This window comes from Methanobrevibacter sp. (genome assembly GCF_045644645.1).
Taxonomy (GTDB): Archaea; Methanobacteriota; Methanobacteria; order Methanobacteriales; family Methanobacteriaceae; genus Methanocatella.
In genome coordinates this window covers 1-10,216 of sequence record NZ_JAZRHE010000139.1, presented here as the reverse complement: position 1 = coordinate 10,216, position 10,216 = coordinate 1, and the positions used below count along the sequence as shown (strand labels likewise).

Sequence of the window (10,216 nt, the reverse complement as noted above, 5' to 3'; positions counted from 1 at the left end):
CCATAATCTTTTTACCTTTCAATTTTTTTGTAAAAAAATAGTTTTGAGATTATGATGAGGATAAAATCCTCATCGTTGTATTAAATCGAGTTCAAGTCATGAACTAAACATCATAGATGTTTAATATTAATATTGGCAGTACATATATTTAAACTCTTGCATTTATTATCTTAAATAATTTTTATTTAATCAGTATTTCTATTTTAAATCAATTTTTCATTATTAAATCAATTTTATACAACTAATTTCTATTTAATTTAAATAAAAAGTAATTTATATCTTTATTTCTAAATGCTAAAAAATTTTGTATTAAATCGAGGTATGATTGAAATGAAAATTGAGATCGTATACTTATTTAGGAGGTCAAGTCATGTTAGAAGATTATTTTGTGGCTTTAGCATATCTTGTTTTAGCCATATATTATCTTCACTTGGCCATGTCAGCATGATGTAGTTAAGAGTTAATAGTTGAATTCAGTTAGTAGTTTATGGATGATTTTAGAAGTTCTAATTGACAGTTTTTCTCGGCATTCATAATTCAGCTATTAACTGATAAAAAACTTCATATGTTGTCATGTAAATATAATTATCTAGAATTATTTTTTTTGATATCATGAACATTTCCAATTTATTTAAAACTCCTGAAGGTTATTTATATTCAAATAGGGCATTGCTCGCATTATTCATTCCACTTTTGATAGAATATTCTCTGGAGTTCTTTGTGGGATTTGCAGATTCGGTGATGGTTGCCTCATTGGGTGAGGCTGCGATTTCGGGAGTTTCATTGGTTGACTTTTTGGTTCAGCTTCTTATCTTTTCCTTTTCTGCTCTTGCAACCGGTGGGGCGGTTGTGGCCGGTCAGTATCTGGGAGATAAAAAAATTGACAAGGCACGAAACTCCGCAACACAACTTGTCTGGTTTTCAGCTATTTTATCTACGATTCTGATGATTACAGTAATCTTTTTGAGGCATTTTTTAATCGGACTTCTTTTTGGTCAGATTGAAGCGGACGTTTGGGCTAATGCTGATATTTATTTATATATTGTGGCATTGTCAATTCCATTTTTGGCTATTTACAATGCGGGTGCAGCCATTTTTAGAACAACAAATAATGCAGCCATGCCAATGAACATATTGCTTGTCTGTGATGTCTTGAATGTTGTTGGCAATGCAATTTGCATCTATTATTTGGGATGGGATGTTCGCGGAGTGGCTATTCCAACAGTAATTGCAAGGCTTTTGTCAGCCGTTTTGATTCTGTACTTTATTTCAGATGATGATTATAAACTGCACATTAAAAAGACTTTAAAACATAAATTTGACTTTAGTTTACTTAAGAAAGTACTGCAGATAGGCATTCCGTATGGAGTTGAAAACGGACTGTTCCAGTTAGGTAGAATTTTGGTTTTAAGCATCGTTTCAACATTCGGAACAATGGCAATAGCTGCAAACTCAGTTGGATATGCAATCGGTATATTTTCAGTTCTGCCGGGTTTTGCAATCAATTTGGGTTTGACTGCAGTGATATCAAACTGTGTCGGTGCCAATGACTATGAACAGGCAAGATATTACAATAAGAAGTGTTTGGTCATAGTGGTCATTTCACATATTATCATAAATCTGCTGATTTTTGCAGGTTTGCCTTTAATATTAGGTATCTACAACCTTTCCGCTCAAACAGCGGCAATGACAACCGAAATGGTGATCTGGCACGGCATATTCGCAATCATAATCTGGCCGGCATCCTTCACGTTGCCGTCAACATTCAGGGGTGCGGGAGATTCAAAATCAGTAATGTACATCAGTCTGGCAGTGATGTTCATATGCAGAATCGGATTATCCTATGTCATTGCAGATTGGATGGGAATTGGGGTATTCGGAACTTGGATAGCGATGTTCATCGACTGGTATGTGCGTGCCGGAATTTATGTTTACAGATATTTCTCAAACAAATGGACACAATACAGGGTGGTTTAATGACAGAAATAGCATACAAAGAGATTCATGAATTTGAAAAAGGCGATTTGCAGGATTTGTTCTTGTCTGTCGAATGGTCTTCAGGACATTTTCCGGATAAGCTTCAAATTGCAATGAGGAACTTTGAAACGGTAATCTCCGCATGGGATGGAGATAAATTGGTGGGCATGATTTGTGCAATGGATGATGGAATAATGACCGCATATGTTCATTATCTGTTGGTAAGGCCCGACTATCAGGACAAGGGAATAGGAAAACATTTAGTCAATAAAGTAAAAGATATCTATAATGACTATTTGAGAATAGTCGTTGTCGGATACGATGAGGAGATTGGCTTTTATGAAAGTTGCGGATTTGAAAAGGCAGATGATGCAAGTCCGCTGTTCATAACTGATCTATGGACTTAAGAGGTGCTTAAAATGATTGAAAACGAAGACATATGCAATAAGGTCGCCAGTACAGAGAATTTAAACGATGCACACTTCAAAGTAATTGTGGACAATCAGAATCTGATTTTAAAAAATCAAGGAATACTTTCAAAACAGATAGAAGAGATTAACCTAAAATTAGATAAATTGTTGGAATAGGTGCTTTATGGTATTGTTCAGAGGAGACGTTAAGTGTAAAAGCTTACAGAGGAGAACATCAATTAGCGTGATACTGCCTTCGGATAATCTTCATTTCCTGCAGGATAGAGAAGAGATAGTGCCGCAGCCATATAAAACATTGTATCTGCTTCATGGATTGTATGGCAGTGATGACATATTCCTTGCAAACACTTCCATTCAGAAATTTGCAGAAGATTCTGGAATAGCTATCGTAATTCCATGTGGGGAGAACAGCTTTTATGTTGACCATGAAAGGTCTCACAGACTTTATGGGGAATTTGTTGGTCAGGAGCTTTTGGATATTACAAGGAACATCTTTCCGTTATCTGATAAGAGGGAGGATACATTCATTGCTGGATTTTCAATGGGAGGTTATGGAGCCATTAGAAACGGCTTAAAATACTGTCAGAACTTCTCAAAAATTGGAATGATTTCAGCTGCATTAATAACGGAGGATATTGTTGATTACACTGATGATGATAACGTTTTGCGCTCCAGAGATTTTTATGAATCCGTCTTTGGGGATTTGAATGAAATCAAAAACTCGGATAAAGATCCTAAATATCTGATTGAAAACTGTGAGAATATTCCGGACATATTTATGGCATGCGGTGATAATGATTTTTTGATTGAAAAGAATATTGATTTTTATGAATACTTGAAGTCAAAAAATATTGATGCGGAGTTTGTTCGGGCTTCCGGCGAACACACTTGGGAATTTTGTGATAGATACATTAAAGAATTCATTAAAACATTGTAGGTGGATAAAATGAGGTGTCCAAATTGTGGTAATGAGTTGGATGAGGATAATTACTGTGATGAATGCTTTGAGTTTTTTGAAGATTCGGATGACGGATTTGGTAATTATGAAGAGGAGCAGGATTATGATTCCATGGTGAATGATGGCAGCAATATTTGCCTAAACTGTACTTTTTGGAGTGTAAGTCCTTATGGGGCTTCTCATGGAATGGTCTGCAGAAAAGGACAATTGCCTTACGGGCCTGATGATTCATGCGGGTTATTTGTCCAGCAGCACAATTTTGCAAACTATGGTGCTGAAGGCCAATTCCAATTCGATGAAACGGATAGGGCCATTAAGAACAAATTAAATTATTGGAAAAATAATAGATTTTGACTCTGTTTATAAACTAAATTAAATTTTTATATATCATGAAAATCTAAAATTATAATGTAAATTTTATTTATGGAGAGGATTTTTCTGACAAAATATATAATTATAACTGGTGGGGTAGTTAGTTCCATAGGTAAAGGTATCACATCTGCATCTATGGGAAGAATTTTAAGATCATACGGTTTAAAGGTTTCAGCTATTAAAATAGACCCTTATTTAAACTGGGATTCCGGAACACTCAATCCATATCAACATGGTGAGGTATATGTGACTCACGATGGTATGGAAACAGACTTGGACCTTGGTCACTATGAAAGATTTTTGGATGTTGAACTTGATGGTTTGGCCAATATCACTACCGGTAAAGTTTATGAATCTGTCATTGCCAAAGAAAGGGAAGGGGGATACCTGGGCGAATGTGTGCAAGTTATTCCTCATATCACTAATCGTATAAAAGAAATGATTAGGGAAAACTCTGAAAGTGCAGATTATGATGTTGTTTTAGTTGAACTTGGCGGTACTGTTGGAGACATTGAAAGCCAACCTTTCCTTGAAGCATTAAGACAACTCAGAAATGAGGAAGGAAGAGAAAACGTCATGTTTGTCCATGTTACATTTATTCCCTACCTAAATGCAGCTGGAGAATTCAAAACAAAACCAACTCAACACTCTACAAAAGAATTGAGAAGTGTCGGTATAAATCCTGATGTTATTGTATGCAGATCACAAGAGCACATTGATGATGCACTTTTAGCCAAAGTCGCTCATTTCTGTGATGTAAATCGAAATGCAGTGGTAAACACTCCTGATGCAGGTACAATCTATGAAGTGCCTTTGGTTCTGGAAGATAACAATATCGGTGAATTAATTGTGGACAGAATTGGTTTGGATATTGAACCGGATTCTTCAAAATTGGATGAATGGAGAAAAATTGTCGAATCTCTTAGAATAACTAATCCTGAAGTAACCATAGGTATTGTGGGCAAATATGTGGAGCTTGAGGATTCATATATAAGCATTAGGGAATCATTACTTCATGCAGCAGCAAACATTGGTGTTAAGGCCAATATTAAATTTTTAAGTTCCGATGTTGAATCATTGGATGAAGACGAGTTAAAGGAACTGGACGGTATTTTGATTCCTGGCGGATTTGGAGAAAGAGGTTTTGAAGGCAAGTTAGATGCAATTGACTATGCAATTGAAAACAATGTGCCTTTATTTGGAATTTGTCTTGGAATGCAATCCATGGTTACCCAATTTGCAAGAAGAAACGGTTATCCAAATGCAAACAGTTCCGAATTTGATGACGATTTGGAATTCCCGGTTATTGACATGATGGAGGAGCAAAAGAAAATCAAAAATATGGGAGGAACTATGCGTTTGGGTTCATATGATTGTAAAATCATTGAAGGAACCAAAACCCATGATGCTTATGGTGAAATTGATATTGAGGAACGTCACAGACACAGATATGAATTTAACAATGATTACAGAAAAGATTTACAGGATAAAGGTTTAATAATTTCCGGTACTAGTCCTGATGATTTCTTAGTGGAAATTGTTGAATTACCAAATCACCCATGGGCTATTGGTTGTCAATTCCATCCAGAATTTAAATCAAGACCTAATAGGCCTCATCCATTATTCAAATCATTTTTAGAAGCTATTTATGAGTTTTCTAAAAATTAATTTTTTCTTTTTTCATATAATTTTACATTTTAAAACAATTTTACGAGCTTATTTTCTATCTAATTAATATTATAGTTTGTATTATACTATAATTATGAATTTTAGTGTAATATTTCTACTACAAATAACAATTACAGTGCTATTTTGTATTTTGGCTGCAATTTTTGATGTTAAAAAGGGTATTGTTCCGAATTCGTTAACTAAAAATCTTCTGCTTTTTGGTCTCATTTCAAACGTTCTTTTGGCAATTTTTTCATCTAACATTAAATATATTTTAGCTTCAATTATTTCAGTAGTTATTACTTATACTATAACTTATCTGATGTGGCAATTGAATATTTGGGGTGGTGGTGATGTTAAATTATTCACAGGCATTGCTTCAGTAATACCCTTTGGTATAAATTTGGAATTCTTGAACATTTTTCCAGTGCTGTCAATATATCCGTTTTCTTTTAGTGTTGTAATAAACAGCATCCTGGTTTCATTTCCGTTCCTGGTAATTTTCCTTATTCATCTAATTATTAAAAATAATGTATTCGAAAGAAATTCTGATTTGTTGTTGAATGTATTTAATTTTGAAACTTTAAAATATCTTATTGAATCGACCCTTAATAAGTGGGTGTCTGTTGAAGATATTAAAGAAGGAACAATTGTAAATGAATATTATTTCAACAATGAGCATATATCTGAATTAATAAATGAAATTGATGGGAATCTAAAGATTTATAAAAGTGATGATGAAGAGTTCAGGTTCTATTTTAAATCTCAAAGCGCTGGAGGAATCACTGAAAAAGAGATGTATCTGTTAAGGATAATGAGTGCTCAGGGATTCATATCAGACAAGCTATCGGTTAAAATAGCATTTCCTTTTGCTCCTGCAATTCTTTTTGGGTTAATGATTGCAATCAGTTACGGTGATATTATGATGCTGTTTACAAAAAACATTATTCTGGTGATTTAATTGATTAAAGACAATGAGGGTCAAGTTTCATTCGAATATTTGTTGATATTTGCAATTTCGCTGATTATCTTAATTGTTTTTACAATGCCTCTGCTAAATCAGACTATTGAAACTACATTTGATGTTTCAGATTCTATAAAAGTGAAGGATGATTTGTCTAAAATTGCATTATCGGTAAATAGCGTTTATGGTGAAGGCCAAGGATCAAAACAAACGGTAAATATTAATTCTGTGAAACCCCTTAAGGTTAATGTTGCAAGTAATTATTTATCATGTAATTTAAAGCTTAAAGATAATAAAAATAAGTTAATTAAGGTCCCATGCAAGTCAAATTTGAAATCATCTTCAATCAATGTTGAAAAAGGTGGGTGTAGTATAGTTGTAGAATGGCCGGTGGGCAGTGAAAGGATGGTAATTTACTGATTATTTCAGCAAAAGTTATTTTAATGTAGTAATTTAAAATATTATCTATATTATTTAAATGGTGTGATTTATGGACATTATAACTACAATTATTTATATCGCTTTATTTATTATAATGATGATATTTGTCTTTTCCATAGGTATGCTTAAGACATATATGCCAAAAAAGGAAGTTCTTTTAGTACTTCTTGTGGCTTTTTTAATAGGATCAATTGGCGGAGCATTTTTCCTAGAACCGATTTATAAAGAAGTGCCTTCTGTTATGAAGGTAGTCGAAAGGAACATGCCTAATACGGATGAGACTTTATATTTGGATTTATCTTCTTCCATTGATTTAAATGAGCTGTATCAGAATTTATCTAATACGGAGGGTTTTAAATCTTATGATGAGGAAAGCATCACGATTCCTTTGTGGAAGTTTTCGGATATGGAACAATCGTATTTTGAAAGGATAGTTGGAAATATCGATTCTCATTATGGAAATTATACTGTTAACCAATCCGGTACAATTACCATAGAACTTAAGGACAACTATACTGCAACCCAGGCTTTAAAATCTTTTTCAGACTGGTATAAATTGGTTTATGGTACTTCATTGTCCTATGCCAAGGTTCATTCCAAACTGGTAATAGACTCCTATAACTATGATGAATTCCAACAAAATTTACTTCAAAGGGGTATTGTTGCCAGTGCATTAGAAGGACCGATACAAAATGATTTAAACTCCACTTCCACTGGAACTATTTCCAATACCTATTTTGTATTAATTACTGGTATTATTGGAGTCATTGTTGCATTGATGGGAATTTATGTAGATTCTGTTGTTGTTTACTATAGAAGATTTAAAAAATTCATGCAAACTAAACGCAAACGGTAGAGTCTATGAATGTCGCTGTTTTATTTTCAGGTGGAAAGGATAGTACAATGGCTTTGTATTATGCTTTAAAAAAGAAAGAAGATGTCAGATATCTTCTTTCTATGAAATCTGTTAATGATGAATCATACATGTTTCATGTTCCAAACATTCATGTCACTGATTTGCTTGCAGAGGCACTCGATATTCCGATAGTTTCCGCTGTGACTCAAGGCGTTAAAGAAGAGGAACTCCAAGATTTGAAAGAGGAGTTTGAAAATCTCAAGGGTTTGGGTGTTGAAGCCATATACACAGGTGCACTCTATTCAGTTTATCAAAAATCAAGAATCGAAAAATTGGGTTCGCAAGTCGGACTAAAGATAATCTCCCCATATTGGCATGTCGATGAACTTGAATATATGAGGGAAATTGTTTCCTTAGGTTTTGAAATAATCATTTCTGGTGTTGCAGCTTGGGGGCTGGATGAATCATGGTTAGGGCGAGTCATTGACGATAAGGCTATTGATGAATTAGTAAAAATCAATGAAAAGTACCAGGTTAACATTGCTTTTGAAGGCGGTGAAGCTGAAACGTTGGCTATTGACGGACCCATATTCAAAAAGAGACTTAAGATTTTAAAAGATAGAAAAGAATGGCATCTTGACAGTGGGGTTTATATCATTGAAGATGCAATTCTTGAAGAAAAATAGTTAGAAATCTATTTCATCAAAACATTCTTCTATTTTTTTGATATAGCTTTCTAGATTACTTTCATTAATAATTATTTTATCCGAGAGGGCTATTACATTACCAAGGCCAAACCCTAATTCCCTATAATCCCTTTCAATGAAGTCATTATAATCCTGAGGATCGTCTTCTCTCATCCTGTTTTTTAATCTTTCAAATCGGGTGGAGGGATTTGTAAATGCTGAGACTATCATGAAGTTCTCGAAGTTTTCCTTAAACATTTCAACCTCATGATGACTTCTTATTCCTTCAACAACAATCTTTTCATGACCCTCTTTTTGGAGGTTTTTAATTTTTTGAATTGTCAACTCGGAGACAATATACTGGCCGTGCTCTTTTCTTAAGTTCACTGCTGTTTCGCCGGTAGTTTCTCCTCTTTTTTTTGCTTCTTCTCGTATAATATCACCCATACTTACAATAAGGGCTCCTTTTTCAATAGCCTTATCTGAAACAAAACTTTTTCCAGACCCGGGCATTCCTGAAATTCCGATTACTCTCATCATATTCACTCTTCTAATTTAATTTGTTTTAAAGATTCTTTTAAGTTTTCTTCATTGTCGAATTCATTGACCATATCCATTAGGAATTTTTTGTCCTGTGTCTTTAAATCTTCAGCAATTTTAGTCATAAATGGAATGGCTCTTACGATGTTGTCCATAATTGATATGTCAGACATTTTTGAAGTCCTGGAAAGAGGATTCAAGTCTATTGTAATTATGTTTTTACCAGCTTTTTTTAGTATTTCTGCTCTGTCACCATCTTCAAGTGGAATTAAGATGGTGTCTGCGGTGTAGATTCCAGTTTTACTTGCTGAAGACCTATTGTTTTTAATTTCATTGATATATTCGATATCATCATCTAGAGAACCGAGTATATCCTTATAACCGTGATCCTTGTATAATTTTGTTATCAGTCTCACTCTTTCATCTGTTCTATAGAACAAATTAATTTCTATTTTTGCATCGATTGCTTTTGCCAGATCTATTATTTCATCGATTGCAAGGGCAGTAGCATTTCCATTAACTGAAATGACAGGATTATTGGACAGGAGTAATGCTGCAACGGCAACATACATCGCTCTTTTGGCAGGATGGGTGGTTTTTTCCCCAATCAAATAATCAAATGCTTCGCCCCTGCCATGAGCTATCATTCCAGAGTCTGCCAAATAGCCTTTTTCTGCCGCTTTAACAATTTTGTCTCTTAAAAGTAATGATTCGTAACGTGGATGTGATTTGGGTATCATTTTAATGTCTCCTTATTTTAAATCGATTTTCATTTGAGCCAAGTATCCTAAAAATGTTGTTATTAATAAAGTTAAAGTAATCATTGAAAAGAGGTGATATAAGTAATTGTCAAAAATCACACTCGGGTAACCTAGAACAATAAAAAATATGTAATCCAGCAATATATCTATTATAATAAATACTATTCCCGCGAGCACTCCTTCGACTACCTCATTTGTTTCAATATTTCTGATGTAGATTATTCCAAAAAATCCTGTTACAATAATTATGACTAAAGGAATAGCAACCTGGTTGTATGGAATAAATTTAATTAAAATCGGATTAAGAATCTCTGAGAAGAAATATGTTAGAAACCATATGAGTATTCCAAATGTAACGGCTAATTTAATTTTCATATTTTTAAACCTTAAAATAACTATCAATATTATTTTGATTGAAAAATATTAAATACTTTTCTAAATTGCTTATAGTTTGTAATTATCTGATTTAAAAAAAAGTTTTGGGATGGTTAGGTAAATAATTATTAATAATTACCTACCTAACAACTTGTTTTTACAAGCTTTTAGAGAAATGAATTTTAAA

General features: G+C 33.6%; 13 protein-coding genes. 10 read left to right on the top strand and 3 right to left on the bottom strand.

The window, feature by feature from the left end; translation table 11 throughout:
* Nucleotides 1-618: 618 nt before the first annotated feature.
* The 10 genes from ACKI4K_RS08415 (at nt 619) to ACKI4K_RS08370 (ending at nt 8,353) form a co-directional block, all read left to right on the top strand.
* Entirely contained in the window at nt 619-1,977 is a 1,359-nt protein-coding gene (locus ACKI4K_RS08415; RefSeq protein WP_407424144.1) for an MATE family efflux transporter, read from the top strand.
* A complete protein-coding gene (locus tag ACKI4K_RS08410; RefSeq protein ID WP_407424140.1) occupies nt 1,977-2,384 on the top strand; it encodes a GNAT family N-acetyltransferase in 408 nt (135 codons plus the stop codon). Before ACKI4K_RS08415 ends, ACKI4K_RS08410 begins: the two co-directional genes overlap by 1 nt.
* Before the next feature lie 12 nt (nt 2,385-2,396).
* On the top strand, nt 2,397-2,564 hold the full coding sequence (locus tag ACKI4K_RS08405) for a hypothetical protein (protein WP_407424138.1): 168 nt from the start codon (nt 2,397-2,399) through the stop codon (nt 2,562-2,564).
* 7 nt (nt 2,565-2,571) lie between these two features.
* Nucleotides 2,572-3,345 carry an alpha/beta hydrolase gene (locus tag ACKI4K_RS08400; protein WP_407424136.1) on the top strand — a complete coding sequence of 258 codons (774 nt, stop codon included), beginning with the start codon at nt 2,572-2,574 and terminating at the stop codon, nt 3,343-3,345.
* A 9-nt stretch (nt 3,346-3,354) separates the two neighbouring features.
* A complete protein-coding gene (locus tag ACKI4K_RS08395) occupies nt 3,355-3,720 on the top strand; it encodes a hypothetical protein (RefSeq protein WP_407424134.1) in 366 nt (121 codons plus the stop codon).
* A 69-nt stretch (nt 3,721-3,789) separates the two neighbouring features.
* Entirely contained in the window at nt 3,790-5,406 is a 1,617-nt protein-coding gene (locus ACKI4K_RS08390; protein ID WP_407424132.1) for a CTP synthase, read from the top strand.
* A gap of 94 nt (nt 5,407-5,500) precedes the next feature.
* The gene (locus tag ACKI4K_RS08385) at nt 5,501-6,367 is read left to right on the top strand and encodes a prepilin peptidase (RefSeq protein WP_407424130.1); all 867 of its coding nucleotides are present in this window, start codon (nt 5,501-5,503) and stop codon (nt 6,365-6,367) included.
* Nucleotides 6,368-6,790: a class III signal peptide-containing protein gene (locus tag ACKI4K_RS08380; protein WP_407424128.1), complete on the top strand. Its 423-nt coding sequence runs from the start codon at nt 6,368-6,370 to the stop codon at nt 6,788-6,790.
* Between the two features lie 70 nt (nt 6,791-6,860).
* On the top strand, nt 6,861-7,667 hold the full coding sequence (locus tag ACKI4K_RS08375) for a hypothetical protein (protein WP_407424126.1): 807 nt from the start codon (nt 6,861-6,863) through the stop codon (nt 7,665-7,667).
* 5 nt (nt 7,668-7,672) lie between these two features.
* The gene (locus ACKI4K_RS08370) at nt 7,673-8,353 is read left to right on the top strand and encodes a TIGR00289 family protein (RefSeq protein ID WP_407424124.1); all 681 of its coding nucleotides are present in this window, start codon (nt 7,673-7,675) and stop codon (nt 8,351-8,353) included.
* Here the strand turns inward: ACKI4K_RS08370 and ACKI4K_RS08365 are convergent, their stop codons facing one another.
* The 3 genes from ACKI4K_RS08365 to ACKI4K_RS08355 are packed head-to-tail and all read right to left on the bottom strand — an operon-like array spanning nt 8,354 to nt 10,029.
* The gene (locus ACKI4K_RS08365) at nt 8,354-8,890 is read right to left on the bottom strand and encodes a nucleoside monophosphate kinase (protein ID WP_407424142.1); all 537 of its coding nucleotides are present in this window, start codon (nt 8,888-8,890) and stop codon (nt 8,354-8,356) included.
* Nucleotides 8,891-8,895: 5 nt separating this feature from the next.
* On the bottom strand, nt 8,896-9,633 hold the full coding sequence (locus tag ACKI4K_RS08360) for a 4-phosphopantoate--beta-alanine ligase (RefSeq protein WP_407424122.1): 738 nt from the start codon (nt 9,631-9,633) through the stop codon (nt 8,896-8,898).
* 12 nt (nt 9,634-9,645) lie between these two features.
* A complete protein-coding gene (locus ACKI4K_RS08355; protein ID WP_407424120.1) occupies nt 9,646-10,029 on the bottom strand; it encodes a hypothetical protein in 384 nt (127 codons plus the stop codon).
* Nucleotides 10,030-10,216: the final 187 nt, after the last annotated feature.

Coding starts and splice junctions, on each gene's coding strand:
- ACKI4K_RS08410 (WP_407424140.1), top strand. CDS start 1,977: ATGACAGAAATAGCATACAAAGAGATTCATGAATTTGAAAAAGGCGAT.
- ACKI4K_RS08405 (WP_407424138.1), top strand. CDS start 2,397: ATGATTGAAAACGAAGACATATGCAATAAGGTCGCCAGTACAGAGAAT.
- ACKI4K_RS08400 (WP_407424136.1), top strand. CDS start 2,572: ATGGTATTGTTCAGAGGAGACGTTAAGTGTAAAAGCTTACAGAGGAGA.
- ACKI4K_RS08395 (WP_407424134.1), top strand. CDS start 3,355: ATGAGGTGTCCAAATTGTGGTAATGAGTTGGATGAGGATAATTACTGT.
- ACKI4K_RS08390 (WP_407424132.1), top strand. CDS start 3,790: ATGGAGAGGATTTTTCTGACAAAATATATAATTATAACTGGTGGGGTA.
- ACKI4K_RS08385 (WP_407424130.1), top strand. CDS start 5,501: ATGAATTTTAGTGTAATATTTCTACTACAAATAACAATTACAGTGCTA.
- ACKI4K_RS08375 (WP_407424126.1), top strand. CDS start 6,861: ATGGACATTATAACTACAATTATTTATATCGCTTTATTTATTATAATG.
- ACKI4K_RS08370 (WP_407424124.1), top strand. CDS start 7,673: ATGAATGTCGCTGTTTTATTTTCAGGTGGAAAGGATAGTACAATGGCT.
- ACKI4K_RS08365 (WP_407424142.1), bottom strand. CDS start 8,890: ATGAGAGTAATCGGAATTTCAGGAATGCCCGGGTCTGGAAAAAGTTTT.
- ACKI4K_RS08360 (WP_407424122.1), bottom strand. CDS start 9,633: ATGATACCCAAATCACATCCACGTTACGAATCATTACTTTTAAGAGAC.
- ACKI4K_RS08355 (WP_407424120.1), bottom strand. CDS start 10,029: ATGAAAATTAAATTAGCCGTTACATTTGGAATACTCATATGGTTTCTA.